This window comes from Actinoplanes sp. NPDC048988 (genome assembly GCF_043197815.1).
GTDB lineage: Bacteria > Actinomycetota > Actinomycetes > Mycobacteriales > Micromonosporaceae > Actinoplanes.
The window spans coordinates 957173-983600 of record NZ_JBICTW010000001.1; the positions used below are offsets into that span (position 1 = coordinate 957173).

The 26428-nt window shown below is 70.3% G+C and carries 24 protein-coding genes and 1 tRNA gene; 9 read left to right on the forward strand and 16 right to left on the reverse strand.

Features of this window, described 5'->3' with window-relative positions:
- Positions 1-56: 56 nt before the first annotated feature.
- Together ACGFJ7_RS04160 and ACGFJ7_RS04165 are read right to left on the reverse strand one after the other, a co-directional pair.
- Positions 57-818 (reverse strand): PaaX family transcriptional regulator, encoded by a 762-nt coding sequence (locus ACGFJ7_RS04160; protein WP_360243052.1) that lies wholly within the window; start codon positions 816-818, stop codon positions 57-59.
- Positions 815-1354 (reverse strand): GNAT family N-acetyltransferase, encoded by a 540-nt coding sequence (locus tag ACGFJ7_RS04165; RefSeq protein ID WP_392640791.1) that lies wholly within the window; start codon positions 1352-1354, stop codon positions 815-817. Before ACGFJ7_RS04165 ends, ACGFJ7_RS04160 begins: the two co-directional genes overlap by 4 nt.
- Positions 1355-1423: 69 nt before the next feature.
- Between ACGFJ7_RS04165 and ACGFJ7_RS04170 the strand changes: the two genes are divergently transcribed.
- Positions 1424-2407 carry an alpha/beta hydrolase family protein gene (locus ACGFJ7_RS04170; RefSeq protein WP_392640794.1) on the forward strand — a complete coding sequence of 328 codons (984 nt, stop codon included), beginning with the start codon at positions 1424-1426 and terminating at the stop codon, positions 2405-2407.
- Positions 2408-3428: 1021 nt separating this feature from the next.
- Here ACGFJ7_RS04170 and ACGFJ7_RS04175 read toward each other — a convergent pair.
- The 3 genes from ACGFJ7_RS04175 to ACGFJ7_RS04185 form a co-directional block, all read right to left on the reverse strand.
- Positions 3429-3502 (reverse strand) — tRNA-Met (locus ACGFJ7_RS04175).
- Between the two features lie 86 nt (positions 3503-3588).
- Positions 3589-6570, reverse strand: coding sequence for a UPF0182 family protein (locus ACGFJ7_RS04180; protein WP_360243058.1), 2982 nt, complete (start codon positions 6568-6570; stop codon positions 3589-3591).
- A 79-nt stretch (positions 6571-6649) separates the two neighbouring features.
- Positions 6650-7681, reverse strand: a complete 1032-nt coding sequence (locus ACGFJ7_RS04185; RefSeq protein WP_360243061.1) for a PDZ domain-containing protein — start codon at positions 7679-7681, stop codon at positions 6650-6652.
- A gap of 180 nt (positions 7682-7861) precedes the next feature.
- Here ACGFJ7_RS04185 and ACGFJ7_RS04190 point away from each other — a divergent pair, with 180 nt between their 5' ends.
- The gene (locus ACGFJ7_RS04190) at positions 7862-9028 is read left to right on the forward strand and encodes a zinc-dependent metalloprotease (protein ID WP_360243640.1); all 1167 of its coding nucleotides are present in this window, start codon (positions 7862-7864) and stop codon (positions 9026-9028) included.
- 124 nt (positions 9029-9152) lie between these two features.
- Here the strand turns inward: ACGFJ7_RS04190 and ACGFJ7_RS04195 are convergent, their stop codons facing one another.
- Complete coding sequence (locus ACGFJ7_RS04195) at positions 9153-9749, reverse strand: hypothetical protein (RefSeq protein WP_360243064.1); 597 nt, start codon at positions 9747-9749, stop codon at positions 9153-9155.
- A 9-nt stretch (positions 9750-9758) separates the two neighbouring features.
- Positions 9759-10292: a M48 family metallopeptidase gene (locus ACGFJ7_RS04200; RefSeq protein WP_360243067.1), complete on the reverse strand. Its 534-nt coding sequence runs from the start codon at positions 10290-10292 to the stop codon at positions 9759-9761.
- A gap of 453 nt (positions 10293-10745) precedes the next feature.
- Between ACGFJ7_RS04200 and ACGFJ7_RS04205 the strand changes: the two genes are divergently transcribed.
- From ACGFJ7_RS04205 to ACGFJ7_RS04220, 4 genes are all read left to right on the forward strand, one after another.
- The gene (locus ACGFJ7_RS04205; RefSeq protein ID WP_015625326.1) at positions 10746-10907 is read left to right on the forward strand and encodes a DUF5679 domain-containing protein; all 162 of its coding nucleotides are present in this window, start codon (positions 10746-10748) and stop codon (positions 10905-10907) included.
- 252 nt (positions 10908-11159) lie between these two features.
- Positions 11160-12338 (forward strand): ThiF family adenylyltransferase, encoded by a 1179-nt coding sequence (locus ACGFJ7_RS04210; RefSeq protein WP_360243070.1) that lies wholly within the window; start codon positions 11160-11162, stop codon positions 12336-12338.
- Between the two features lie 707 nt (positions 12339-13045).
- A complete protein-coding gene (locus ACGFJ7_RS04215; RefSeq protein WP_360243073.1) occupies positions 13046-14401 on the forward strand; it encodes an AarF/ABC1/UbiB kinase family protein in 1356 nt (451 codons plus the stop codon).
- A gap of 5 nt (positions 14402-14406) precedes the next feature.
- On the forward strand, positions 14407-15675 hold the full coding sequence (locus tag ACGFJ7_RS04220) for a M18 family aminopeptidase (RefSeq protein ID WP_392640800.1): 1269 nt from the start codon (positions 14407-14409) through the stop codon (positions 15673-15675).
- Positions 15676-15949: 274 nt separating this feature from the next.
- Here the strand turns inward: ACGFJ7_RS04220 and ACGFJ7_RS04225 are convergent, their stop codons facing one another.
- The 3 genes from ACGFJ7_RS04225 to ACGFJ7_RS04235 all read right to left on the reverse strand — a co-directional run bounded on the left by ACGFJ7_RS04225 (position 15950) and on the right by ACGFJ7_RS04235 (position 18983).
- Positions 15950-16312 (reverse strand): WhiB family transcriptional regulator, encoded by a 363-nt coding sequence (locus ACGFJ7_RS04225; protein ID WP_203768959.1) that lies wholly within the window; start codon positions 16310-16312, stop codon positions 15950-15952.
- 145 nt (positions 16313-16457) lie between these two features.
- Positions 16458-16724 carry a hypothetical protein gene (locus tag ACGFJ7_RS04230; protein ID WP_392640803.1) on the reverse strand — a complete coding sequence of 89 codons (267 nt, stop codon included), beginning with the start codon at positions 16722-16724 and terminating at the stop codon, positions 16458-16460.
- Positions 16725-16850: 126 nt separating this feature from the next.
- On the reverse strand, positions 16851-18983 hold the full coding sequence (locus tag ACGFJ7_RS04235) for an ATP-dependent DNA helicase UvrD2 (protein WP_392640805.1): 2133 nt from the start codon (positions 18981-18983) through the stop codon (positions 16851-16853).
- 81 nt (positions 18984-19064) lie between these two features.
- On the opposite strand from ACGFJ7_RS04235, the gene ACGFJ7_RS04240 reads away from it, so the two are divergent.
- Complete coding sequence (locus ACGFJ7_RS04240) at positions 19065-19310, forward strand: mycoredoxin (protein WP_097318005.1); 246 nt, start codon at positions 19065-19067, stop codon at positions 19308-19310.
- Here the strand turns inward: ACGFJ7_RS04240 and ACGFJ7_RS04245 are convergent.
- The 6 genes from ACGFJ7_RS04245 to ACGFJ7_RS04270 all read right to left on the reverse strand — a co-directional run bounded on the left by ACGFJ7_RS04245 (position 19303) and on the right by ACGFJ7_RS04270 (position 24779).
- Complete coding sequence (locus ACGFJ7_RS04245) at positions 19303-19767, reverse strand: hypothetical protein (RefSeq protein WP_360243087.1); 465 nt, start codon at positions 19765-19767, stop codon at positions 19303-19305. The genes ACGFJ7_RS04240 and ACGFJ7_RS04245 overlap by 8 nt on opposite strands.
- On the reverse strand, positions 19764-20204 hold the full coding sequence (locus tag ACGFJ7_RS04250; protein ID WP_360243091.1) for a hypothetical protein: 441 nt from the start codon (positions 20202-20204) through the stop codon (positions 19764-19766). The genes ACGFJ7_RS04245 and ACGFJ7_RS04250 overlap by 4 nt, the downstream gene beginning before the upstream one ends.
- Positions 20205-20225: 21 nt before the next feature.
- Positions 20226-21113 carry a phytanoyl-CoA dioxygenase family protein gene (locus ACGFJ7_RS04255; RefSeq protein WP_360243094.1) on the reverse strand — a complete coding sequence of 296 codons (888 nt, stop codon included), beginning with the start codon at positions 21111-21113 and terminating at the stop codon, positions 20226-20228.
- A gap of 95 nt (positions 21114-21208) precedes the next feature.
- On the reverse strand, positions 21209-22135 hold the full coding sequence (gene nudC, locus ACGFJ7_RS04260; protein ID WP_392641291.1) for an NAD(+) diphosphatase: 927 nt from the start codon (positions 22133-22135) through the stop codon (positions 21209-21211).
- Between the two features lie 20 nt (positions 22136-22155).
- Positions 22156-23475, reverse strand: a complete 1320-nt coding sequence (locus ACGFJ7_RS04265; RefSeq protein WP_360243100.1) for a pitrilysin family protein — start codon at positions 23473-23475, stop codon at positions 22156-22158.
- Positions 23472-24779 carry a pitrilysin family protein gene (locus ACGFJ7_RS04270; protein WP_360243103.1) on the reverse strand — a complete coding sequence of 436 codons (1308 nt, stop codon included), beginning with the start codon at positions 24777-24779 and terminating at the stop codon, positions 23472-23474. Before ACGFJ7_RS04270 ends, ACGFJ7_RS04265 begins: the two co-directional genes overlap by 4 nt.
- 175 nt (positions 24780-24954) lie before the next feature.
- On the opposite strand from ACGFJ7_RS04270, the gene ACGFJ7_RS04275 reads away from it, so the two are divergent.
- Both ACGFJ7_RS04275 and ACGFJ7_RS04280 read left to right on the forward strand, forming a co-directional pair.
- On the forward strand, positions 24955-25353 hold the full coding sequence (locus ACGFJ7_RS04275; protein WP_360243106.1) for an Rrf2 family transcriptional regulator: 399 nt from the start codon (positions 24955-24957) through the stop codon (positions 25351-25353).
- A gap of 12 nt (positions 25354-25365) precedes the next feature.
- Positions 25366-26427 (forward strand): ABC transporter substrate-binding protein, encoded by a 1062-nt coding sequence (locus ACGFJ7_RS04280; RefSeq protein WP_392640812.1) that lies wholly within the window; start codon positions 25366-25368, stop codon positions 26425-26427.
- Position 26428: the final 1 nt, after the last annotated feature.

Consider the following 26428-nt stretch of genomic DNA (forward strand, 5'->3'; position numbering starts at 1 on the left):
TTAACACTACCTTGCCGCCCTCCTTGGCGCCCAATCCGGGGTCCACGATCGGCGAATCACAGCCATCCGCGGTAGAGGCGCCCGTCGTTCTGCTCGTTCCAGGCGGCGAGCCAGGCGCGCCGGACGTCGCTCGGCGGCCACGGTGACGGGCGTAGTTCAAGCGGGATGAGCGGGTCGTCGCGCATGGCCCGTTCCAAGGCCTCGGCGAGCCGGAGCCGTTCGACGACCGGGTCCGGGCCCGGCTTCAAAATCACATGCTCAATTGCGGTGTACGCCTCGACGACCGGCCCCGCCGGCCACAGCAGCTCGGTGAGCTCGACGGGGTCGGTGACCCCGCGGACGTCGAGGTCGGTCGCGGTCGCCCGGACGAGGCGGGCCGGGCTGTCGAGCATCGGGCTCAGGTCGTGCGGGCTGACGTACAGGCCCGGCGCGAGCGCGGCGGCGCCGGCCTCGACGAGCGAGCGGCGCAACTGATCCCGTACGGCCCGCTCGTCTTCTTGAATGCCGAAGGCCAGCAGCCGCCACCGGCCGTCCCAGGGCGCCTGACCGGCGTCCTGCGCGAAGGCGAGCCGCAGGGCGAGCCTGTCCCGGTCCAGCCGTTCCCGCCCGGCCGGGGTGAGCGCGAGGCTGCCGCCGCGCCCTCGGCCCGACTGGATCACCTCGCCGGCCGCGGCCATCCGCCGGATCGCCAGGCGCAGGGGCTGATCGTCGAGGCCGGCGGCGTTGGCCGTGTCGTAGACGAGGTCCAGCCCGACCTCGCCTTCCCGGGGGAGAAAGGCCTCGATCACCGTACGCGGCGTGGGCGCGGCGCCCGTCATCTCGCGACCCGCTTCCGCATCGTCTTGTACCGCCGGAACCCGTAGAGGCTACCGAGTGAACCCATCGAGCCCTCGTCGACGACGCGGTATCCGAGCCGCCGGTACAGGGCTTCGGCCCGCGGATTGGTGTCGACGACCGACAACTGCACCTCCCGGTCTCCGCACCCGGCGGCATGCTCGTGCGCGGCCGCCAGCAGCGCGGTGCCGAGGCCTCGCCCACGATGCCGGGCGTCCACGCAGATGCCGTCGAGCACGAGCACCCCGTCCCGCTCGGCTCGGCTGAGCGGGGCGAGGGCGACGGTGGCCCGGATCGCGCCCGTCCACCCGAACCTGTCGCGCAAGCCGGGCCAGGTCAGCGCCGCCGCTCCCGCTCCACCCGCGTGGAACCCGCAGACGCCGGCCACTTCACCGTCGACCCGGGCCACGAACATGCGGTCCGCCCGAAGGTTGTCCGTCACGAACGCCTCGCCCCTCGCGGCGTCGGGGAAGCCCACTTGGAGCTTGCGCCCGAAGGCCGCCCAATACAACGCGCCCACGCACTGACGCTCCGACGTGTGGAACCCCATCTCAATCACACGTGAAAACCTATCGCATACGATACGAGCGTGAAGAAAAAGATACTTACCTTGTTCGCGATCGTCCTGACGCTGGTCGGCGGCGTCACCGTGGTGGTTCTGATCGGCAACGACTACCGGATCACCGAGGAGCGGCTGACCATCGACCTGCCCGGCCGCAGCCTGGACGCCGTACTCGCCCGCCCTCGCGACAGCGACCCCACCGGCCTGGTCGTCATGGTCCACGGCGACGGTCCGGTCGAGGCCACCCACGACGGCCTCTACCGCCCTTGGTTCGAGGCCGCCGCCGACGCCGGTTTCGCCACCCTCTCCTGGACCAAGCCCGGCAACTGGCTCTCCCAGACCATGGACGATCGCGCCCACGAGGTGGAGGCAGCCATCGACTGGGCTCGTGCCCGCCCCGACATCCCCACCCGCGCCCTCGTGCTGTGGGGCGCCAGCCAGGCCGGCTGGGTCCTCCCCAAGGTCGCCGCCGCCCGCAACGACCTGACCGGCATCGTCGCCGTCAGCCCCGCCATCAACTGGCTCCGCCAGGGCCGCTACAACCTCCTGGCCGAACTACGCGAGTCCGGCGCCACCCCCGAGGACCAGAACCGCGCCGTAGCCGCCAGCAACCAAACCCGCGAACTACTGACCAGCAACGCCGACTACGCCACCTACCGCGCCCACACCCCCGACCCCATGGACGCCGCCCGCTGGACTTTCGTCAAGCTCAACTACCGCTCCGACGCCACAGCCGACCTGACCGCCGCCGCCACCAGACACCTGCCCACTTTGCTGATGCTGGCCACCCACGACCTCAACGTGGACATCACCGAAACCGCCACCACCTACCAGCGCATACTCGGCCAGTCCCTGACCACCAAGCACTTCAACGCCGCCCACTCCATGGCCCGCCCCATCATGGAAACCTCAAAGTTCACCGGCCTAACCACCGCCACCCTGTGGCCACGCTCCTTATTGGCCCCCGGCGTCTTAGACACCTACCGAACCACCCTCACCACCCTCCACTGACAACTCCGTCGCACCCCCAAGCACCGAGTCAGCACCCCACAACTTCACCCCAGACGACATACCGACCGAGCCAACACCAGAAGGCCACTATCCCGAGCACCACGTCACGCACGACACAGCCACCGTCCACCAAAGACCCCGACCACGAACGCACCCAATCCCCAGACGCCGCTTATCCGCAACGACGCTCCCACCCCAGCAACCGACCACAAGGCCCAAGCCCTGCAACGAGGGCACGAGACCTGGCGCGAGGACACGCCACCCGGGTCCCGGTGCGACGGCGCAAGACCCGTACCCAGGGCGCGAGTCCTGGGACGCGGAGGCGAGACCCGGGGCCGGAGCGCGGACGCGAGACCAGGGCCTGTGGCGCGAGCCCTGGGGCACGGGGGCGAGGTCCAGGCCCGCAGTGCCCGGCCCGCGGACCGCAGGGCCCGGCCGTAGACCGCAGGGCGCGGGCCGTAGACCGCAGGGCGCGGGCCGTGGACCGCAGGGTCGCGGGGGCAAGGCGCGGTGCCTGGGGCCGAGGGCGGGGCACGAGGCCCGGGGCGCAGAGCGCAGGGGCGGGGCGCGAGGTTCTAGAGCGCAAGGTGCAAGGCGCGGGGCACGAGGTCCGAGGGCACGGGGCGCCAGGCGCAAGGCGCCAGATGCGAGCGCGCAAGGCGTGGGCGCGGGCGCAAAGGCGCAAGGTCCGAGCGCGCGAGGCGCGAGGGCGCCAGGTCCAAGGGCGCGGAGCGAGGCGCCAGGCCCAGGGCGCCAGGTCCGAGGGCGCAAGGCGCCACCGCGCAAGGCGGGAGGCGCAGGCGCGCGAGGCGCAGGCGCGCGAGGCGCAGGCGCCAGGCCCGAGAGCGCAGGGCGCGAAGTCCGAAGGACGAGCCGTCACTCCGATGCAGGCGCAGCCTGCGAGCGCAACCACCCACCAAGCGCAACAGACCGCACCGTGGGGGTCTGGGGGCTCGGCCCCCAGGGGCAAATGCGAAAAATCCCCGTCCGCGCACTCCGCGGACAGGGATTTCCCAATTTGTAGCGGGGACAGGATTTGAACCTGCGACCTCTGGGTTATGAGCCCAGCGAGCTACCGAGCTGCTCCACCCCGCGTCGGCTCGTTAACACTAGCGCAACTGTCTGTCTTGCTGCAAAACGGGTGGCGGTGGCCCTCCTCACGGTGGGCCACCGCCTTTCTGTCAGCCGCTTGGTGTGGGGTTGGGCGCCGCGGATCCTGATGGCGCCGGTGCCGACGGGGCCGAGGAGGGGCCCGACGACGGTGAGGTGGATGGGGCGGTGGCCGCCTTCTGGGCGTTCTGGAAGTTGGTCATCGCGGTGTCGAGGGCCTGCAGCGCCTCGCCGTATTTGGCGAAGTCGCCGGACTGCTGGGCGGTTTTGACGTTGGCGATGGCCGTGTCGAGGGCGGCTGCCGCCTGGGCCAGTTCGCCGGTCAGGGAGGCCGGCGGCGGGTTTGTGGTGTTGCCGTTGCCGGTGTTGTTGCCGCCGGTGTTGTTGCCGGTGCCGGAACTGGCGTTCTTGCCCTGGGCCACCAGCTGTTCGAGGCCCTGTTTCAGGTTGTCGGCGAGGACCACGTACGTGCCGCCGTCGCCGTACGACATCAGGACCTTCTGCAGCAGGGGTGCGGCGTTGTCCTGGTTGCCGGTCTTGACGTAGACCGGTTCGACGTACAGGACGCCGCCTTCGACCGGCAGGGAGATCAGGTTGCCGTACAGCACCTGTGATTGGGCGTTGTTCGACAGCAGGTTCAGCTGTTGGCGTACGGCCGCGTTGTTGGTCATCTTCTGATGGACCTGGACCGGGCCGGGGATGACCGTCTGGTCGGGTAGTTCGAGGACCTGGAGCACCGGTTTGTTGTCCACGTACGAGCCGGAGATCAGGGCCGCCAGGTTTTCCCGGTTGGCCGGTGTGACGCCGGCCGTGAGCTGGAATCTGGTCTGGTCCTGTTCGGGCAGCTGCACGTTCAGGTAGAACGGCGGCTGCTTGATGTTGCTCGAGGGCGAGTCCGGCGCGTTCGGCACCTGCCAGAAGTCCTGGCCGGAGAAGTACGCCTGCGGGTCGGTCACGTGGAACTTGGTGAGCAGGTTGCGCTGCACCTTGAACAGGTCCTGCGGGTAGCGGAAGTGCGCTTCGAGCGACGCCGGCGTGTCCGCCTTCGGGATGATCAGGTCACCGCCGAACGCCTTGTTCCACGCCTTGAGCACCGGGTCGTTCTCGTCGAACTCGTACAGCTTGACCGTGCCGTCGTACGCGTCGACGGTCGCCTTGACCGAGTTGCGCATGTAGTTGACGTCGTCGCGGGCCAGGGCGAACTGCCCCTGACCGGTGAGCTCGTCGCGCGTCTCGTTGGCCAGGTTGATCTTCTGGCTGTACGGGTAGGTCGCGGCCGTGGTGTAGCCGTCGAGGATCCAGGTGATCCGGCCGTCGACCACGGCCGGGTACGGGTCGCCGTCGATGGTGAGGAAGGGCGCGACCTTTTCCACGCGCGAGCGCGGGTCGCGGATGTACATCAGCCGGGACTCGGAGTTGACCGCGTCCGACAGCAGGAAGTTGCTCTCGGTGTTCTTGACCGCGAAGACGAGCCGGCGGAAGAACGAGCCGATCGGGACGCCGCCCTTGCCGTCGTACGTGTAAAGCTCCTCGGCGTTGTTGTTCTCCTCCTGCGGACGGTCGAACTCGACCTTCTTGTTCGCGTCCTCCTGGCCGACGATCGCGTACTCGGTGGACTGCTCGCCGAAGTAGATCCGCGGCTGGTCGACCTTGATCTCGTCGCTGGCCGAGGAGCAGCCCGGCGGGCGGTCGTCGCCGAGGAAGCCGGAGACGAAGTACGGCAGGCCACCGCAGACGACCTGGTTGGCCGGGGCCGCCACCAGGCCGTAGCCGTGGGTGTAGACGGTGTGCCGGTTGAGCCAGTTGCGCTGCTGCGCGGTCAGCTTGTCGTCGTTGATCTCGCGCGCGCCCACCACGTAGTCGGCGGTCTTGTCGTCGATCGTGTACCGGTCGACGTCGAGCTTCTTGCCGAAGTCGTAGAAGCCGCGGGACTGCTGCGACTGGGTGAAGGCCTGCGAGACCAGCTGCGGATCGACCAGCCGGGCGTTCTGGGCGCTCGTGTCGCTGGTCAGCCCGGCTTGCGGGACCACGTTGTTGGCGCGGTAGGGCGCCGTCTCGGTGTCACTGATGCCGAATGCCGCTCTGGTCGCCTCGATCGAGCGTTTGATGTACGGCGCTTCCTTCTCGGCCAGGCTGGGCTTGACCGAGAAGTTCTGCACGGCGAGCGGGTAGATGCCGCCGATCGCCACCGCCGAGATGGCCAGCAGGGCCAGCGAGACGCCGGGCCATACCAGGTTTCGCATGCCCGCGTTGGAGAACACGATGATCGCGATCGCCACCACGATGGAGATGTAGGCGAGGATCTCCTTGGCCGGCAGCAGCGCGTTGACGTCGGTGTAGCCGGCGCCGTAGAGACCGGGCGACACGTGCTGCTCGAGCAGCAGGGCGCGGCGGTCGAGCACGTAGGCCACAGCCTTGAGCAGGACGAAGATCGCGACCAGGGTGGTCAGGTGGGCCCGGGCCGCGGTCGTCATGCGGTCGCCGACGCCCTGCAGGCGTACCCCACCGAAGATGTAGTGGACCGCGAGCGCGCCCAGAACGGAGAGCACGACGGCCGTGAAGGCGACGCCGAGGATGTAGCGCCACAGCGGGTAGTCGAAGACGTAGAACCCGATGTCCACGTTGAACTGCGGGTCCTTGACGCCGAAGTTCCCGCCGTTGCGGAACAGCATCCAGTCTTTCCACCGGCCCTGCGCGGAGAGGCCGGCGAAGAAGCCGATGATCACAGTGATGACGGTGATCCACGTGCCCAGGCGGGGCGCGATGATCATTCGGTAGCGCTCGAGGGTCGCCTGCTCGGCCGAGTGCGGCCGCAGCAGCGGGCGCAGCCGGTAGGCCAGGTAGAGGTTGGCCGCGATGATCAGGGCCACCGCGATGCCGATGGCCAGGAACAGCAGGAGACGGGTGAGCAGTACACCGGAGAAGACGTTGACGAAATCAACTTCGTTGAACCACAGATAATCGGTGTACGCGTCGATGCCCCACCCGAGCAGCGTGAAAAGAAGGAAGACCCCGACCAGGACGCCGACGGTGACGCGACCGCGCCGGCTCATCCTCGGAAGAGGGCTATTTCGCATAACCAACGGAGGCTCCACAATTCAGTCGGGCCGGTGTCTCACAGTACGACATCTGTCACGCGGCCGAGCACGGCTTGGGGGTGCCGCCGCCGGTGAAGGTCTTGAGGGCGGTCAGCGCGTCGTCCACGGTGGCGACCTCGGCCATCGGCAGGCCGTCGACCGCGTTCTTCAGCGCCTCGGCGCAGTTGTCCTTGGGGACCAGGAAGATCTGAGCGCCGGCCTTCTTGGCGCCGACGAGCTTCTGCGGGATGCCGCCGATCGGGCCGACGTTACCGCTGTCGTCGATCGTGCCGGTTCCCGCGATGATCTTCCCCCCGGTCAGGTCCTCGGGCTGGAGCTTGTCGAGGATGCCGAGGGTGAACATCAGCCCCGCGCTCGGGCCGCCGATCTTGTTCAGGTCGATCTTGACCTTGAACGGGGCGTCCTGCTTGGTGCCGATCTCGATACCGAGCCGCGGCGTCTTGTCGTCACCGCTCGTCTTGGTGGTGATCCGGCCGGTGGCGGCCTTGCCGGCGCGCGTGTAGGAGATGGTGAAGGTCGTGCCGGCCGGCTTGGCCCGGACCAGCTCGGTCAGCTTGTCGGGCTCGGTGATCTTCGTGCCGTCCACGGCGGTGATCACGTCGTCGGCCTTCAGCACGCCGGTCGCGGCGCCGTCGGCGGTGACCTTCTTGACGTAGGGCAGAACCGGGTAGCCCAGCTTCGTCAGCGCGACGGTGACGGCGCTGGCCTGCGACTCCGTCCACTCCTCGGCGTTCTGCTGCTCGACCTGTTTCTCCGACTGGTTCGGCGGGTAGATCAGCTCTCGCGGCACCACCGCGTCCGAGTGGCTGAACCAGCTGCTGATCGCCCACACCAACTCGACCTGCGACTGCACGTTCACCGTGGTCAGCCGGAGCTGCCCGGCCGACGTCGAGGTCTTGGCGGCGTCCGTCACCTGGATCACCTCGGCGCCGTTGTCCGAACCGAGCGTGTTGACGGTCGGCCCGGGCTTCAGCACGACAAAGGGCAGGGGTGCGGCCATGACACCGACTGCCAGCAGGGCGGTGATCAGGGCGCCGAGGATTACCGTGACACCACGACGTCTCATGCGCGTGAGACTATCCCCCCTCCCTGAGTGCTCTCTGAGCTGACCAGAGTTCTCTCTGAGCGGACGCCGCCATCGGTCCGGAGCGGGCGTTTCCCGCGTACGGTTGACTACGTGCCTGATATCCCGTTCGGCTTCTCCCTGCCGGGCGCCCAGCCGCCCGACCCCTCCGACCCGCAGCAGATGCAGCAGTTCATGGCGCAGCTGCAGCAGATGTTCGCCGGTCCCGGCAGCGGCCCGGTCAACTGGGACCTGGCCCGGCAGGTCGCGGCCAGCCAGCTGTCCGCGTCCGGTGACCCCGCGGTGAACATGTACGAGCGCAACCAGGTCGAGGAAGCCCTGCGCCTCGCCGACCTGTGGCTCGACCCGGCCTCGGCGCTGCCCAGCGGCATCCGTTCGGCCGCCGCCTGGAACCGCAACGAATGGATCTACAACACCCTCGACGTCTGGAAGAAGCTGTGCGACCCGATCGCGGGCCGCATGGTGGGCGCCATGGGCGACCTCGTCCCCGACGAGGCGAAAGCGCAGCTCGGCCCCATGCAGTCGATGGTGGCCACGCTCGGCGGCGCCCTGTTCGGCGGCCAGCTCGGCCAGGCGCTGGGCCAGCTCGCGGCCGAGGTTCTCTCGGCCGGCGACATCGGCCTCCCGCTCGGCCCCACCGGCACGGCCGCGCTCGTCCCGGCCAACATCAAGGCGTACGGCGAGGGCCTCGAGATCCCCGAGGACCAGGTCCGGCTCTACGTCGCGCTGCGCGAGGCGGCCCACCAGCGGCTCTTCGGTCACGTCCCGTGGCTGCGGGCGCACGTGCTGAACGCCGTCGAGACGTACGCCAACGGCATCACGGTCAACCGTGAGGCCATCGAAGAGGCGATGAGCCGGGTCGACCCCACCGATCCCGAGTCGATGCAGGCCATGGCGCTCGAGGGCATTTTCACACCCGAGGACACGCCGCAGCAGAAGGCCAGCCTGGCCCGCCTCGAGACGGCGCTGGCCCTGATCGAGGGCTGGGTCGGCCACGTGGTCGACTCCGCCGCCGGCGACCGGCTCCCGTCGGTGGTCCAGCTCGGCGAGGCGTTCCGTCGCCGCCGGGCCGCGGGCGGCCCGGCCGAGCAGACCTTCGCCGCCCTGGTCGGCCTCGAGCTGCGTCCACGCCGTCTGCGCGAGGCGGGCGCGCTCTGGGCCGCGGTGGCCGAGCAGCGCGGCATCCAGGGCCGCGACGCCCTGTGGGGCCACCCCGACCTGCTGCCCACCGACGAGGACTTCGCGAACCCGCAGTCCTTCGCGCAGGGCAGCTCCGACTGGGACATCAGCGAGCTCGACAACCTCGACAAAGGCGACGAGGAGAAGTAACTGGCCGTGGCCGGTCCGGCTCTTTTGAATGTACGGATCGGCCACAGCTCCGCTTCGACAGCGCGGCCTCGCTGCCGTCCCCAGCCTTTGCCGCGTGCTGCGGGCTGAGCTGCAACTCGAGCTTTCAGCCCCCGAGGATGGCCCGGGTGTTCTCCCAGCCCTCCAGAGCGGGGTCGAGCGAGGCCAGCTCGGCCGGGCCCTTCAGGCGGCGCCACTCGGGAGTCGAGGAGACGGCGCCGGGCTCGGGAGCCGTACGCCGGAGAAGTTGTGCCGTCGCCGTGTCCAGGTCGAAATCGGCCAGCCAGGATGGGACGGGAAGGCTCGTGGCCAGGCCGAGCAGGCCGTTGCCGGGGCCGCCGGCGGCCACCGCGACCGCCTTGGTCTCCAAGGGCCGCAGAAGCTTGCCGAGGATCATGCCGGGCAGGTCGGGGGCGTCGGCCGCGATCACGGCGGCCTGGTCGAAGCCGTCGGCCTCGGCCGCGGCCAGGACCGGCAGGTAGGTCGGGGTGGGCACCTCGTAGATCCGCATGCCGGGCCAGGCGATCTCCTCGGCCAGCTCACGGTCGGCCGGGGTCGCCGCGATGGCCGCGTCGGCCTGGGCCAGGCGGGCGAGCAGGTCGACCACGTCCTCGGCCAGCGCGGCCCGCCACACGGCGCGTTCGACGCCGGGCGGACTCCACTCGACGGGCACCAGCAACGCAGCGACGAGCCGTTTCACCACGGCTCAACCCTAGTCGTCGGCGAGCACCAGCCCCGTGGCGGCCGAGATGCCCTCGAGGTAGCCGCGAGCGCGTTCGGCCTTGGGGTAGCGGTTGACCAGCTCCCAGAAGCGGGGGCTGTGGCTGGGGACGACCAGGTGGGAGAGCTCGTGCAGCAGCACGTAGTCGATCACCCAGTCGGGCATCTCCTGGATGCGGTGGGAGATGCGGATGGTGCTGTCGTCGGGGGTGCAGGAGCCCCAGCGGCCGTTCTGGTTGGTCACCCAGCGCACGCTGGCGGGCCGGACCCGCTCGGCGTGATCGGCGAGGTATCGGCCGGTGAGCCGCCGGGCCCGGGACAGAAGCTCCTCGTCGGTACGGCGGATGCGCTCCTCACGGGCCTCGAGGCGGGCCAGCATGCGCTCGACCCACTCGGTTTCCTCGGCACGGGAGAACCTGTCCGGAATGAGCACGACCACGCGCTCACCGTCCCGGTACGCGGACACTGTGCGACGCCGGCGCTGGCTGCGCCGCACTTCGACGACAGGCTTGCGCGTCCGGGCCATCACCGGCTCGCGAGGCCCAGATTCGGGTTCACGTTGAGACGCTAATCCGTGAGACCCATGTCACCGCAAGAGTACGGCCGATGACACCCGCCGGATATGCGTAGTTGCTCCCTGTATTACCGGAAAAAATTTCCACAGCCGCAACATCGATGACAGCTTGCCAACTTAGCGCACGCGTCCCCCGTCCCCTTTATGACCTTTTGAAGGCAATCCACGGCGTGTTGCGGCACAACTGGCCAAAAAGGGCGATTCCGCCCGGCACACTCACGTCGGCGCCGACACCACCGACGCCGCGCTGACATGGAACCGGCTTGACCTGGGTAGTGGACGGCCCTGACGGGTGGCCACATCCACGTGGTCGCGGAACGGTCCAGCGCCGAAACAGGTCGCGGCCTGCCACCGCGAGCAGGCATCGGGCCGACCCCGGCCGACAAACATTGACGAGGAGGAACCGTGGCCGACAACACGTACAACGGCTACTGCGTGAAGTGCAAGGAGAAGCGCGACTTCCAGGGGACCGTCGAGGTCTCGAAGACGGGCATGAACATGGCCAAGGGCAAGTGCCCGGTGTGCGGCACCACGGTCAACCGCATCCTGGGCAAGGCCAAGGCCTAGTGGCGCGGCCGCGCCGGGGCCTCTAGGCCACATCCGAGTTCCCGGCAAGGCCGTTCACCCACCCGGGGAGGGCACGTCGCCCTCCCCGGTGCTTTACCTGGCACCGCCATATCCACACCGAATCGGGCACGTTGAGTGAGGTTGTGGACAACTCTCTAGCCTGTGGATAACTCCCGCAGAGCTGTGGATAACCCGCTTCCCAGGCGGTGCGGCCCTGTGGACAACCAACTCGCTCCGCATCGCCGTGGTGACATGCTGTCACCCGTGAACCGCCCTCTCCTCCTCCCGGGACTCCCCCGAGTCTGGCGGGACGACACCGAACTCCAACTGGGCGCCGACCCGGCCCGGGCCGTGCTGCTGCGCCTGCCCGACCCCCGAGCCGCCGAGATTCTCGACCTGCTCGACGGCACCCGCCCCGAACGCCAGGTCCTGCTGAGGGCCGCCGAGCTGGGCATACCCCTCGACCAGGCCCAGGCCGTCCTCGAGATCCTGCGTGCCGCCGGCCTGACCCTGCCGGCCACCGCCCTGGTCCCGCGCACCTCGACCGGCGGCGTCCACCAGCGCCTGCTCGGCGAGGCCACCGCCCTGGCCTTCCGCGACCGCCGAACCCGCCGGGCACCCGCCGGCGAGGCGGCGGCCACCCCCGCGCCCGCGCCGGAGCGCCGGGCCCCACCCGCCACCACACTTCGGCGACGGCAGGTCGCCTCGGTGTTGATCACAGGGCGTGGCCGTCTCGGCGCGCCCATCGCGGTCGCGCTGGCCGAGGCCGGCGTCGGCCACGTGCAGCCGAACATCTCCGGCGCCGTCCACCAGGACGAGCTGGCCGCCGGCCCGTTCCGCAGCGGCGCGGTCGGCGCCCCGCGCAGCGAGGCCACCACCGAAGCCCTGTCCGAGATCATGCCGGGCGTCGACACCCGCCGCCTCCGCACAGCCCGGCCGTCCCTGGTCGTCCAGCTCGACCACGACGAGCCCACGATCCTGGTCGCCGCCGCACACGCCGCCCGCGGCCAACCCCACCTGGCGGTGACCATCCGCGAGGGCGCCGCCGTGATCGGCCCCCTGGTCCCCCGCACCGGCGGCCCGTGCCTGGCCTGCCTCGACCTGCACCGACGAGACCGCGACGCGACCTGGCCCGGCGCACCCCGCCCACCAGTCCCGGAACCGTGCGCGGTGACAACCTTGCTGGCGGCCACCGCCTACGCCACCGCCGAGGCCCTGGCCTACCTGGACGGCGACACCCCGGAAACCCTGGGCGCCACCATCGAGATCACCGGCCCGGGCCACTTCCGCCGCCGCACCTGGCCACCCCATCCCCGCTGCGGCTGCACCCGCCCCCGGCGCCGCCCCGTCCCCACCCAGCGCCCATCGGAGCGAAAACCCGTGCGCCCCTCGAAGGGAGGCGCAACCTTGAGGACACCCACCTCCACCTGAGGCAGTCCACCGCCACACATCGCCGGCGCGCCTCCGCGCTGCTCCAGTTGAGGCAGTCCACTGCCACACATCGCCGGCGCGCCTCCGTGCTACTCCAGCTGAGGCAGTCCACTGCTACACATCGCCAGCGCGCCTCCGCACTGCGCGCAGCCGCCGGAACGACCCGGGCAGAACGCGGAGCGAGCCGGAGCTAGAGCGGCCCCGGGCGCAATATATGTCGAAAGGGCTTAAAGACGCATAAGGCGTCAAGGACCACGCAGCCGAGGTCCGTATCCGCTGGTGCCGCCGATCTGGGGCCAGCGCTCCCTGCGCGAAGTGGCGGAGGACCGCGCCAGAGAGGGCGTACCGCCTTCCCCGCACGCGCACAGCAGGCGGTGGAAGCGACGGGCGAAAGGGGCCGTGGCGGAAGCACCGAAGACGGGCCACCGGCGAGGTGCCGCCCCGGACCACGTCGCCGAGGTCCGCCGCCTCATGTGCGGCCGAGTAGAAGGCCGTGGAGCCGAGTAGAAGGCTGTGGAGGCCGAGTAGGAAGCCGTGGAGGCCGAGTAGAAGGGTGTGGATATTGAGTAGAAGGCTGTGGAGATTGAGGTCAGAAGGGGTGGGGTTTGTGGAGGGGCAGGAAACTTGTAACGGACTTTTGCGGGCAAGTACGGCGAAGCCACCCCAGGCGGGCCGAGTAATGGCGCGGCGTCGGTCACAATGATCTGGTGAGCGACATACCGCGGCGGGCGGCGGCCCGTACGGCCAAGCTGGCCTCGCTTCCTCTCGGGTTCGCCGGGCGGACGGCTCTGGGGCTGGGCAAGCGGGCCGTCGGAATCGCCACCGACGTCATCTCGGCCGACATTCAGCAGCGCACCGCCGAGCAGCTCTTCAGCGTGCTGGGGCAGCTCAAGGGTGGCGCCATGAAGTTCGGGCAGGCGCTGTCGGTCTTCGAGGCGGCCATGCCCGAGGAGATGGCCGGGCCTTACCGGCAGGCACTGACCAAGCTGCAGGAAGCGGCCCCACCGATGCCGGTGGCCGCGCTGCACAAGGCGCTCGCCGAGCAGCTCGGGCCCGACTGGCGTGAGCTGTTCGCCGAGTTCGACGACAGCCCGGCCGCCGCGGCCAGCATCGGGCAGGTGCACCGGGCGGTGTGGAAACTGCCCCCGGCGCGCAAGAACGCCAAGCCCAAGACCGTGAACGTGGCCGTCAAGGTGCAATATCCGGGGGCCGGCGAGGCCCTGCTGGCCGATCTGAAGCAGCTGTCCCGGCTGGCCGGCATGTTCAAGATCATTCAGCCCGGAATGGACATCAAGCCGCTGCTGGCCGAGCTCAAGGATCGGATCACCGAGGAGCTCGACTACGCGATGGAGGCCGAGACGCAGCGCGCCTTCGCCACCGCGTACGCCGGGGACCCGGAGATCTTCGTGCCCAAGGTGATCGCTTCGGCGCCGCGGGTGCTGGTGACCGAGTGGGTCGAGGGCACGCCGCTGGCCAAGGTGATCGCGGACGGCACCGAGGCCGAGCGGGACGAGGCCGGGCGGCTCATGGCCCTGCTGCACTTCTCGGCGCCGGCCCGCGCCGGGCTGCTGCACGCCGACCCGCACCCGGGCAACTTTCGGATGCTGGCCGACGGGCGGCTCGGCGTCATCGACTTCGGCGCGGTGGCCCGGCTCCCCGGTGGGCATCCGGAGGCGATCGGCCGGCTGGTGCGGCTCGCCCTCGACGACGACGCCGACGGCGTGGCCGACGGCCTGCGCGAGGAGGGCTTCATCAAGCCCGACGACGAGATCGACGCCCGGGCCGTGCTCAACTTCCTGCGGCCGATGATCGAGCCCGTCGCGGTCGACGAGTTCCGGTTCACCAGGGCCTGGCTGCGCGGCGAGGCCACCCGGCTCAGCAACCCGCGCTCACCGGCGTACCAGCTCAGCCGCAAGCTGAACCTGCCACCGTCGTACCTGCTGATCCACCGGGTGACGCTCGGCTCGATCGGTGTGCTGTGCCAGCTCGAGGCCCGCGCGCCGTACCGCGCGATCCTGCAGAAGTGGCTGCCGGGATTCGCGCACGAGGCGCCCGTAGCCTGAAGGCCATGACCCACATCGACGATCTGGCCGCCTTCGTCTCCGCCTCACCCAGCTCGTACCACGCGGCGGCCGAGGTGGCCCGCCGTCTGGGCGAGGCCGGGTACCGCACGCTCGACGAGACCGCCGACTGGCGCGGCGAGGTCCGGCCGGGCGCGCGGCTGCTCATCGTGCGGGACGGCTCGGTCATCGCGCTGGCCATTCCCGAGGACGCGAACGCCGGCACCCCGTTCCGGATTCTCGGCGCGCACACCGACTCGCCCGGCTTCAAGCTCAAGCCGAAACCCTCGACGGCCGCTCACGGCTGGTTGCAGGCCGGGGTCGAGGTGTACGGGGGGCCGATCGTCGCCTCCTGGTTCGACCGTGAACTGGAGCTGGCCGGCCGCGTCGTGCACCGCGACGGCACCAGCCACCTGGTGCGGACCGGGCCCTTCGCCCGCATCCCGCACCTGGCCATCCACCTCGACCGCGAGCTGAACAGCGGCTTCGCCCCCGACCGGCAGCGCGAGGTCCAGCCGGTCTTCGGGGTTGGCGCGGCGAGCGAGGCCGACGTGGTCGGTCACCTGGCCGGGCTGGCCGGCGTCGACAGCGAGGCCGTCGCCGGCTACGACATCATCACCGTCGACAGCGCCGCGCCGGCCCGATTCGGTCAGGACGGCAAGCTGTTCGCCTCGGCCCGCCTCGACAACCTCTCCTCGGTGCACGCCGGGGTGACCGCGCTGCTGGCCGCCGAGCCGTCCGGCGCCATCGCGATCCTGGCCGCGTTCGACCACGAGGAGGTCGGCTCCGAGAGCCGCTCCGGCGCCGCCGGCCCGTTCCTGGCCGACGTGCTCGAGCGGGTGTCGTCCGCGCTCGGTGGCGACCGCTCCGATCTGGCCCGCGCCATCGCCGGCTCGTGGTGCCTCTCCTCGGACGCCGGTCACGCCGTACACCCGAACCGCCCGGAGAAGCACGACCCGGTGAACCGGCCCGTCGCCGGTGGCGGCCCCCTGCTGAAGATCAACGCGGTGCAGCGGTACACGACCGACGCGACCGGCGCCGCGCTGTGGGCCCGCACCTGCGCCAAGGCGGGCGTGCCGTGGCAGGAGTTCGTCTCGAACAACGCCGTCCCGTGCGGCTCGACGATCGGCCCGATGACGGCGGCCCGGCTCGGCATCCCCACGCTGGACGTCGGCATCCCGCTGCTGTCGATGCACTCGGCCCGCGAGCTCACCCACGTCGACGACCCGGCCTACCTGGCCGCCGCGATCACGGTGTTCCTCTCAGCGGGAGCCTGAGCAGAGAAACGAACGGCCCGTCCGCACGAAGCGGACGGGCCGTTCTCATCTCATCGGTGTCTAGAAGCGTCCACCACCGAGTTCGCGCGAGGCCCGGTGCTGGGCCTCCATGGCTACTCGACGGGCGGGACGGTGTGCCTCAGGTGTGTAGTCACTCTGAGGCCGACGCATTCGGGCACGGGACAACGCTTCTTGGAGGAGTCTCATCTTCGTTCCGTTCGGGTTCATCTCGATGCTCGGCTTTCGGGTGAGGGGGTTGGGGAGGGTGTTCACGTCATGCCGCCAGGCGGACGGAGTTGCGGGAGTCGAGTCCGTTCGCGGCGAGCCGCTCCTCGACCTCGTGGGCCAGCTCGGCGTCGCGCGCCACGTCAGCCTTACGGGGACGGCCACGCGGCCGCTTGCGCGGAACCACGGCACCGCGCTCGAAGATCTCGCCACCCCAGACACCCCAGGGCTCGTTCCGCTCGACCGCGCCGGCCAGGCACTCGACGCGCAGCGGGCAGTCCCCGCAGAGCGACTTGGCCAGTTCCAGCTGAGCCGGGGAGTCCGAGAACCACAGGTCCGGGTCGAACTTCCGACAGGGCAGGTTTGCCTCGATCTCGACGCTCACGTCGAGTGGGGCCAGCGCCAGACTCATAAAGCCCGGTCACCTCTCTCTTCTCTTCGATCTTCTGGATCGCCGTTCAGGTCGTGCGTCCGGCCGGTGAGCCGGCAAAAAATTAAGGCCGCGGATCCCGGTTACGGGTTCCGCGGCCTCGAGGTGAGCCGGAGGTCTGAGTCTGTCAGACCGGCCTTCCTCGAGGCGGGACACCGCTGCCACCATCCGTGTAGCGCTTGATGGAGACATTGCTGCCCTTGAACCCAGTGGTGCCTTCGATGCGCGCAGCGCCGCCCAGCTCGGCCCGGGCGGAGACCTGGTGCACCAGCGACACCGGAGCCCGCTCAGCGGCCAGCACTGCCACGGGGGCAGCCGACTGGAGAGCGGACGGAGCGCAGGCAAGGGTCAGCGGCATCGACGGTCGCGTCATCGTCATCTCGAAGATCTCCATGTCTGCCACCTCCTCCAATTGCTTGCACTCGTCTTCTGACCTCGCCGAACGTTGCCGCTCGGTGAGCTGTGTTCTGAGGCTATGCCTGCCCCACACGGGAGGGCAAACGAATTAACGGGTTGATTCTCAAAGTTTTTCCGAGGCGGCCGAAACCGGGTCCGCGCCACCGACCAGAGCGAACACCGCGGGCCCGTACTGACCGAGCTTCCGCGGCCCGATTCCGGCGATGGCCAGAAGCTCGGCCGGATTGCCCGGGCGGCGCTCGGCGATCGCCACCAACGTGGCGTCGGTGAACACCACGTAAGCAGGAACGCTGAGTTCTTCGGCCATAGTCGCGCGCCAAGTCTTCAGGCGCTCGTAGAGATCCTCGTCGAGATCGGACGGGCAGGTCGGGCAGCGGCCCAGCTTGCGGTCGGCGCCGGCCAGCAGCGTGGCCCCGCAGATGCGGCAGGACGAGACCTGCGGGCGCCTTCGGTCGGGTTTCCGACTCCGGTCGGCGCCGGCCCGTTCGGTCGTGGAGTGGCGCTCGAGCTGCGGCAGGAACCGGCAGGGGCGGCGGGCCCGTCCGCCCGACGAGCGCATCTGCCCGTACGAGAGCCACAGGTACTGCCTCGCCCGGGTGACCCCCACATAGAGCAGGCGGCGCTCCTCCTCCAGCTGCTCGGGCGTCTTGGCGTACGTGGTGGGAAGGGTTCCGTCGGCCAGGCCGACCAGGAAGACCGCGTCCCATTCGAGGCCCTTGGCCGAGTGCAGGGAGGCCAGGGTGACGCCGGCGACGGTCGGCGCGTGCTGCTGCTCGGCCCGGCGGGCCAGCTCGTCGTTGAAGCCGGACAGCGTCAGGTCGCGCTGCACGGCGCCGGCCTGGCCGATCGGCTCCAAAGTGGGGCTCTTCGCGTACTCCTCGGCCAGGGTGACCAGGGCGGCCAGCGCCTCCCACTGCTCACGGGCGGCGCCACCGGGCGGCGGCTTCTCGCGCTGCCATCCGGTCGCGGCCAGCCCCTCCACGACGGCCTGCACGAGCGGGGTCTCGCCGGGGATCGAGCGGACGGCCGCGCGCAGCGCGATCATGGCCTGGCGGATCTCGGTGCGCTCGAAGAACCGCTCGGCCCCGCGGACCACGTACGGCACCTCGGCCTCGGCCAATGCCTTTTCGTACGCCTCGGATTGCGCGTTCGTCCGGAAGAGCACCGCGATCTCGCTCGCCGGCGTGCCCGCGCCGATCAGCTCGCGGCACTTCTTGGCCACCGCGGCCGCCTCGCCCGTCTCGTCCGGGAAGATCTTCAGCTCGGGCTCGGCGCCGGGCGGGCGCTGGCCGACGAGTTCCAGCCGCAGCCGGGCCTCGTTGCCCCGGGCCTGCCGGATCACGGCGTTGGCCAGGCCGACGACCTGCGGGGTGGAGCGGTAGTCGCGGACCAGCCGGACCACCACCGCGTCGCGCCGCTGCCGCGGGAAGTCGATCAGGTACGACGCGGTGGCGCCGGTGAACGAGTAGATCGTCTGGCTGGCGTCGCCGACCACGGTCAGGTCGTCCCGGCCGCCCAGCCACGCCTCCAGCAGCCGCTGCTGGAGCGGGTTGACGTCCTGGTACTCGTCGACGACGAAGTGCCGGTACTGCGCGCGGATCTGCTCGGCCACGTCCGGGTGGTCCTCGATGCCCCAGACCGCGGCCCGCAGCATGTCCTCGAAGTCGATCACGCCCTGCCGCCGCTTGAGCTCCTCGTAGGCGGCGAAGACCTCGGCCACCTTGGCCGTCTCGAACGGCGGCTCGCGCAGCGCCTTGGTCGCCGCCACCGGGTACTCCCCCGGCTCGACCAGCGACGACTTGGCCCATTCGATCTCGCTGGCCAGGTCGCGGGCGCCGGTGCGGTCGGCCCGCACGCCGACCCGGGCCGCGGCCAGCCCGACCACCCGGGCCTTGCTCTCCAGCAGCTCGGGCATGGCCCGGCCCTCGAGCAGCCGCGGGGCGAAGTAGCGCACCTGGCGCAGCGCCGCCGCGTGGAAGGTGCGCGCCTGCACGCCACGGGCGCCGAGCTCGGTGAGCCGCGACCGCATCTCGGCGGCGGCGCGGGCGGTGAAGGTCACGGCCAGGATGTGCCGCGGGTTCACCTCGCCGGCCAGGGTCCGGTAGGCGATGCGGTGGGTGATCGCCCGGGTCTTGCCGGTGCCCGCGCCGGCCAGGATGCAGACCGGGCCCGCCGGGGCGGTCACCGCCGTCCGCTGTTCGGGGTCGAGCCCGGCCAGCACCGCATCAGTCAGCACAACAGGGAATCATGACACCCGGGTCGGGCGTTGTGGCTGAAGGCGCTGTGCCATGTGACCCATCCGAAGGGATCCTGACCGATGCTGACCATGTACTCGACGTCCTGGTGTGGCTACTGCCACCGCCTCAAGTCGCAGCTCGACCGTGAGGGCATCGCCTACGACGTCGTGGACATCGAGCGTGAGCCGGCCGCGGCCGACTTCGTGATGAGCGTCAACGGCGGCAACCAGACGGTGCCGACCTTGAAGTTCGACGACGGGTCGGCGCTGACCAACCCGTCCATCGTCCAGGTCAAGGAGCACCTGGCCGCGCTGGCCGCTAGCTGACCTCCGCCGGGGGCTGTTCCTCGGCCACCGCCGGCATGGGAATCGGGACGGCGAGCTTCTCGGCCTGCTTGATCAGGTCGTCGAGCTCGCCGTCGGTCATCGCCAGCTCGTCGGCGAGAGAAGCCGACAACAGCAGATGTACGCCGGAGCGGACGGTCCCGTCGATGTCCTCGACCGGCACCTTCTCGCCCAGCGCCTCGCGCACCAGCATCTCCGCGTCGAGCGCGGGCAGCGCCGCCGCGGCGTGGAAGTTCACCGCCGTGGCCACGCTGCGGCCGATCTCGGCCAGCGGGCTGTCGGTCAGGAAGCGGCGGCGCACCATGAGACCGAAAGCGATCTCCCACACGCGCCGCTCCGTGTCGCCCGCCGGCGCGCTCAGCCGGGCCGGCACGTCGTTGCGGGCCACCGCCTGCAGCAGGTGGCCGAGCCGCGGCTCGGGCGGGAAGACGGCGCTCACGACGACCGCTCCACCCGGTGCTCGGCCTGCTCGACCAGGTCGATGAGGTGGGCCGGCGGGATGCCGGGCGGGCGTACGAGATCGCCCACGACGTAACAGATCAGCTCGAAGCGGCGCAGGTCCGGAATCCGGTACGCCAGGTCGGGCTCGCCGACGGCCGACCTGATCACCGCCTCGGCCTCGCGCGCCAGCGCGCCGCCGGTCGGCAGGGATTGGTATTCGAGCAGGTCGCGCACATATCCGGTGACGTCCCGCGGGTCACGCCCGACGAAGCTGCGGCGCACCGCCACGGTGAACAGCTCGCGCAGCAGCCGGACCGCGCCCGGTGAATCGCTCAGACGGGACAGCGACCGCGCCGGGTGCTCCTCACCGAGTGCCTCGAGGACGAGCCGGCCCGCCGCCGTCGCCGTCTTGACTAATGTCCCGTTTTGTACCACATACGGATGTTAATGCCGGGCCTACGGGATCAGTGCCGGAATGCTGGAGTCCAGCAGACCCTGCCCCTTCAGTACGCCGTACAGCGGCGTGGTCTGCGGAAAGTGACCCCAGGCGTGGTCGCCGCTGCCGTCTCCGGCATGCCCGAGCAGCTGGCGCTGCACGTCGGTGAAGCCGGCCCACTCGGGGCGGTGCGGCAGGTCGGCGGTCTCGTCGCGGCCGGCGATCCAGCGGTACGTGTACCCGAAGAACGCGCCGACCCGGGTGACCGGCGAGTAGTTGTCGGACCGGGCGTGCCACAGGCGGCGGTCGAAGACGACCAGATCGCCGGGGCCGGCCGTGATCTGGAGGGCGCCCTCGGGCTGGGGCCACGGCACGCCGCGGGTCGGCGGCCCGGGCAGCCAGTTGGTCTTGTGACTGCCCGGCAGAACGGTGAAATTGCCGCGGCCGGGCTCACTCACATCGGAAAGCCAGTACGCGAGCTTCACCGACATCATCGGGCGCGGATCGGTTTCGATCTCCCGGTTCTGCCGGCCCCCGTCCTGATGCCAGTGCCACCAGTCCTTCTGCTTCCGCTGAATCTGCGGATGCACGTCGATGTGCGAGTGATAGACGTGCACGTTCCAGCCGAGCAGCGACCAGACATAGCGGAACGCCACCGGGTGGTCGAGCAGGAAGGCCAGCTCGGGCAGCGAGGTCACCGCGGAGAGCTGGTGCAGGGCGCCGGTCGGCCCGAGGCCGTGACCGCCCGGCTCGCCCGCCCGCTGAAAGGCGCCGAGAACAGCGGTGCGGGCGACGTCGATCTCGCTGGAGGACAACACCCCACGTACGACGAGAAAGCCGTCCCGGTCGAACTGAGCGCGCTCGCCGGTCGTCATCGGAGCCCATGCGGGCGCTTCCACCTGCGTCATCGAATTTCCACCTCTCGGTCTTTGTATAGCGAAGACGAGTCGGTGGCGGGCCAGGGTTACCAAGGAAGCCGAAAACTTTTTTGATTAGAGAAAGTTCAAACAGCCAGCCAGCTCTCAATGAGATAGAAAGCAATCGAAGAAGGCATCGGGAGGCCCATCCGGACACCCGTTTCCGGGTGGTGGTAGTCGCCCGCGATCATCTTCGCGATGTCGTCGCGGGAGAACCAGTGCGCCTGGTCGATCTCCGCCGGGTCGAGCGTGAGCGGCTGATCGGGGTCGGCCGTCGCGTGGTAGCCGAGCATCAGCGAGCCCGGGAACGGCCAGGACTGGCTGCCCGCGTACCGCAAGGTCTTCAGCCGCAGGCCGACCTCCTCGCCGACCTCGCGCACGACGCTGGCCTCGGCCGACTCGCCCGGCTCGACGTAGCCGGCCAGGCAGGAGAAGCGCAGCCCACCGTCCGGCGCCGCGCCCCAGGTGGCGTTGTGGCCGAGCAGGCAGCGGCCCTCGGGCCCGGGCCGGCCGTCGTGCACCAGCACGATCATGGCCGGGTCGGTGCGCGGCCACATCGTGTTGCCGTCCTCGTCGACCCGGGCCCAGCCGGCCTCGATCACCTTGGTCGGCTGACCGGTACGCGGCGAGAACTTGTGGCTCCGATGCCAGTTGCCGAGCGCGGCGGCCGTCGTGAAGATACCGGCGTCACGGTCGCTGAGCAGGTGGCCGACGTCGCGCAGGGTCGCCGGGCGGGCGCCGGAGACCTCGGGCAGCGCCGCGTCGACGGTCCAGAGCGGGGTGCCGTCGCGGTCCTCGCCGAGGAACCAGTGCTCACCCTCCGGCGCCTCGGCCGAGCCGACCAGGACCAGGGCGTCCTGCCGGACCAGGGCACGACCGCCCTTGGACAGGTCGATGACGAGGACCAGGCCCCGCTTCCAGGCCTCGGACAACCAAGCTTCGTCAGTACGATGGTGGGCCGCCCGGTCCAGGGTGGTGCGGGCCAGTGGCGGCGAACCGGGCTGCTCGTGCAGGTCGGGTTGTTCGGGAGCGCTCACTCGGCGCCGCGTTCCACGGTCGTGAGCGCGGAGAGCGGGCCCTCGACCTTGTCGGCGTCGCCGAGCACGACGGTGACCGCCCGGGACGGCGCGAGGAACCGCGACGCCACGTCGGCCACCTGCTCACGGGTGGCCGAGGCGAGCGCGGCCGTGTACTCGCGCAGGTGGTCCAGGCGCAGGCCGATGCCGGCGTACATGCCGGCCAGGCCGGCCAGCCCGGCCTGGGTGGACATGCTCAGCCGCAGCGTGCCCAGGGCGTAGCGCCGGGCCTGCTCCAGCTCGTCCTCGCCGGGCGGGAGGCTGGCGATGCGGCCCAGCTCGTACACGGTCTCGAGCAGCGACGGGCCGGTCACCTCGGTGGCCACCTCGGCCGACACCATCAGCGCCGAACCGGCCGCGAAGTGCTCGATGCCGGTGTGCGGGCCGTACGTGTAGCCCTTGTCCTCACGGATGTTCTCGACCCAGCGCGACGAGAAGTAGCCGCCGAAGACCAGGTTGGCCAGTTGCAGGGCGGCGTAGTCGGGGTCGGTGCGCTCCAGCGCCGGCAGCGCCATCCGCAGCGACGACTGCACCGCGCCCGGCCGGTCGACGAGCAGCAGCGGGCCCGGCTCCAGCGGCGGGGTGGGCGGGATCGTGCCGTCCTTGGCCGGGCCGGTCCAGCTGCCGAGCGCCTTCTCGGCGGCGTCGATCGCCTTTTCCGGGTTGATGTCGCCGACCAGCACCAGCACCGCGCCCTCGGGGCGGACCCGCTCGGCGTGCAGCGCGCGCAGCTGGGCCGGGCGGACGGCGCGGACCTGCTCCGGCTCGGGGGTCTGGATGGCGTACGGGTGCTTGCCGTAGATCCGCTTGAGCAGGGCCGTGCGGGCCAGGTGGGCCGGCTGGCTCTGCGCGACCTGGATGTGGTCGATCAGGCGGTCGCGCTCGGTGGCGACCTCGTCCTTGGGGTAGCCGGGGTCGGTCAGCACCGCGGCCAGGATCTCGAGCATCCGGTCGAGCCCCGCGGCCAGCGAGTTGCCGCTGATCAGCAGCTTGTCGGGGTCGAGGCCGGCGGAGAGGCCACCACCGACCGCCTGCAGCTCGGCCGCGATGTCGACGCTGGTCATCGTGCCGGTGCCGGTGAACAGCGCCTGCGACAGCAGGGTGGCCCGGGGCAGCGGCGACTTGCCGAACGGCACCCGCAGCCGCAGCTCGACCAGCGGAACCGCGGGCCGCCGGATGGCGATCACGGTGAGTCCGCCGGCGATGGTGCGCTCGGCCTCGCGGGGAAGCTTGAGCTTGGCGTCCGGGATCAGGTCGGGCAGGACTTTGGTGCTCATGCGGTAGCTCCCGGAATGACCTCGACAGTGGCGCGACGTTCGGGGCGCAGGGTGGCCGCGGCGGCGACGATCTGCGCCTCGGTCACCTCGCCGACCAGCTTGGGCAGCTCGTTGAGCATTTCGGGGCGGCCGCGCTGCAACTCGAGCACGGCCATCGGCAGCGCCCGGCCGAGCACCGGGTCGGTGTCGCGCAGCAGGTGGGTGGCGATACGGGCCTGGGTGCGCTCGAGCTCGCCGGGCCGCAGTCCGTCGACGGCCAGCCGGTCGAGCTCCTCGTCGACCGTGCGCAGCACCTTTTCCGCGTCGCCGCCGGGCGGCATGTGCGCCTGCAGGAGCAGCGCGGTGGGGTTGCGCACCTGGAACTCGTCGCCCATGAAGCCGATGTAGCCACCGATGCTGGTCACCGTGCGGTCGCGCTGCACCAGGCGCTCGACCAGGCGGGACGCGTCGCCGTCGGTGAGCACCTCGGCCAGGACCACATAGGGCAGGTAGTCCGGGAAGGCGCCGATCGGGTCGGGCACCCGCCAGGCGCTGGCCACGCCGGGCAGCGGGGCCAGGCGGTCGGTGTACGTGTCGCGGCGCTCGCTGTCGAGGTCGGGCTCGTCGAAGTCGGGCCGCTCGGGCGCGGGCCGGGCCGGCACGTCGCCGAAGTGCCGCTTGATCATCTCGGTGGCCGTGGCCACGTCGAAGTCACCGGCCACCGCGAGCGTCGCGTTCCCGCAGGCGTAGTAGCGGTCGAAGAAGTTCTGCGCGTCCTCGACGGTGGCGCTGTCGAGGTCGCCGAAGGAGCCGTAGCCGTCGTGGGAGTTGGCGAACGTGGAGAACATCACCGGGGGCAGGCGCAGCCACGGGAACCCGCCGTACGGCCGGTTCAGCACGTTGACCCGGATCTCCTCCTTGACCACGTCGATCTGGTTGAGCAGGTTCTCCTCGGTGAGCCGGGGCCCGCGCATGCGGTCGGCCTCGAGGAACAGGGCCCGCTCGAGCGCGCCGGACGGCAGCGCCTCGTAGTAGTCGGTGAAGTCGAGGTGGGTCGAGCCGTTGAAGGTGCCGCCGGCGCCCTGCACGTGCCGGAAGTGCGCCAGCTTCTCCAGGTTTTCCGAGCCCTGGAACATCAGGTGCTCGAAGAGATGGGCGAAGCCGGTGCGGCCCTCGGGCTCGGAACGGATGCCGACGTCGTACACGACCGCCACGCCGACGACCGGGGCGCTGCGATCGGGGGTGAGCACCACCCGCAAACCGTTGTCCAGGGTGAATCGCTCGACCGGATATTTCGTCGCGGGGATCTTGATTCTGCGCGCCACAAAATGACATTAGCGCCTTCGGCGGCCACTGTGGCGGCGGCCGGTCACCGAGTGATCGCATCCCGTCATACGGACGGGGGTTGACCCGGGGGTTGCGTCCAATCTCTACTTAGACCATTATTCCTATCCGCTAGATAGGTAAGACAGACAATGGCGCGGCCGGTCAGGGGGAACCGTGTACGTCTCGGCGCGAACCGACTACGCCGTCCGGGCGATGCTCGCCGTCGCCGCGGAGCACCCGCACCTGGTCAAGGCCGCGACACTGGCCGCCGCCCAGGACATCCCGCTCAGCTTTCTGCAAGGCATCCTGCTCGACCTGCGCCGCTCCGGCCTGTTGCACAGCCACCGCGGCGTCGACGGCGGATACGCCCTGGCCCGCGCGGCCACCGAGATCACGGTCGGCGACGTCGTCCGCGCGGTCGGGGGCGCCCTGACCACCGTGCGCGGCATGCCCACCGGCACCACGGCCTACCGCGGCGCGGCCATCGGGCTGCGCGACGTGTGGGTCGCCGTCGAGGAGGCCATCGAGGGCGTCGTCGACCACCGGACCCTGGCCCAACTCAACAACATCTAGGAGTAGAGAGCCATGAGCTCCCGCACCATACGTGCGCTCGCCCTCGCCGTCACCGCCGTGCTGTCCGCCTCGCTCCTGTCCGCCTGTGGTGGCAACGACGACAGCGCCGGCGGCAGCACCTCGGAGGCGAGCGCCATCCGCCTCGGCTACTTCCCCAACATCACCCACGCCCCGGCCCTGATCGGTGTCAACAAGGGCTACTTCCAGACCGCGCTCGGCAGCACCAAGCTCGAGACGAAGACCTTCAACGCCGGACCGGCCGCCATCGAGGCGCTGTTCTCCGGTGCGATCGACGCCACGTACATCGGCCCGAACCCGGCCATCAACGGCTGGGCCCAGTCCAAGGGCAGCGGCCTGAAGATCATTGCGGGCAGCACCTCCGGCGGCGCCGGCCTCGTGGTCAAGGAGGGCATCAACAGCCCGGCCGACCTCAAGGGCAAGAAGATCGCCACCCCGCAGCTGGGCAACACCCAGGACGTCGCGCTGCGCGCCTGGCTCAAGCAGAACGGCCTCAACGCCGACACGCAGGGCGGCGGGGACGTCTCCGTGCTGCCGCAGGACAACGCGACAGCGCTCCAGGCGTTCGCGCAGGGCTCGATCGACGGCGCCTGGGTGCCCGAGCCCAATCTGAGCCGCCTGGTGCTCGAGTCCAAGGGCAAGGTGCTGGTGAACGAGAAGGACCTGTGGCCCAACGGGCTGTTCGTCACCACCCACCTGATCGTCACCCAGGACTTCCTCAAGAAGTACCCGGCCACCGTGAAGAAGCTGCTCCAGGGCCACCTGCAGGCCCTCGACGAGATCGAGAAGGACAACGCCGGCGCCCAGAAGGCGGCCAACGAGCAGATCAAGGCGCTCAGCGGCAAGCCGCTCAAGGACAACGTGCTCGAGTCCTCGTTCAAGAACCTGACCTTCACCGCCGACCCGGTCGCCTCGTCGCTGTACACCAGCGCGAAGCACGCCGAGGACGTCGGTCTGCTCAAGCCGGTCGATCTCAAGGGCATCTATGACCTCGGGCCGCTCAACGAGCTGCTCAAGGCCGCCGGTAAGCCCGAGATCAGCGACTCCGCGGCCTGAC

Coding starts and splice junctions, on each gene's coding strand:
- ACGFJ7_RS04265 (WP_360243100.1), bottom strand. CDS start 23,475: ATGAGCACCAAAGTCCTGCCCGACCTGATCCCGGACGCCAAGCTCAAG.
- ACGFJ7_RS04210 (WP_360243070.1), top strand. CDS start 11,160: ATGCTGTCACCCGTGAACCGCCCTCTCCTCCTCCCGGGACTCCCCCGA.
- ACGFJ7_RS04160 (WP_360243052.1), bottom strand. CDS start 818: ATGACGGGCGCCGCGCCCACGCCGCGTACGGTGATCGAGGCCTTTCTC.
- ACGFJ7_RS04240 (WP_097318005.1), top strand. CDS start 19,065: ATGCTGACCATGTACTCGACGTCCTGGTGTGGCTACTGCCACCGCCTC.
- ACGFJ7_RS04190 (WP_360243640.1), top strand. CDS start 7,862: ATGCAGCAGTTCATGGCGCAGCTGCAGCAGATGTTCGCCGGTCCCGGC.
- ACGFJ7_RS04220 (WP_392640800.1), top strand. CDS start 14,407: ATGACCCACATCGACGATCTGGCCGCCTTCGTCTCCGCCTCACCCAGC.
- ACGFJ7_RS04180 (WP_360243058.1), bottom strand. CDS start 6,570: ATGAGCCGGCGCGGTCGCGTCACCGTCGGCGTCCTGGTCGGGGTCTTC.
- ACGFJ7_RS04185 (WP_360243061.1), bottom strand. CDS start 7,681: ATGAGACGTCGTGGTGTCACGGTAATCCTCGGCGCCCTGATCACCGCC.
- ACGFJ7_RS04230 (WP_392640803.1), bottom strand. CDS start 16,724: ATGGAGATCTTCGAGATGACGATGACGCGACCGTCGATGCCGCTGACC.
- ACGFJ7_RS04225 (WP_203768959.1), bottom strand. CDS start 16,312: ATGAGTCTGGCGCTGGCCCCACTCGACGTGAGCGTCGAGATCGAGGCA.
- ACGFJ7_RS04255 (WP_360243094.1), bottom strand. CDS start 21,113: ATGACGCAGGTGGAAGCGCCCGCATGGGCTCCGATGACGACCGGCGAG.
- ACGFJ7_RS04200 (WP_360243067.1), bottom strand. CDS start 10,292: ATGGCCCGGACGCGCAAGCCTGTCGTCGAAGTGCGGCGCAGCCAGCGC.
- ACGFJ7_RS04280 (WP_392640812.1), top strand. CDS start 25,366: ATGAGCTCCCGCACCATACGTGCGCTCGCCCTCGCCGTCACCGCCGTG.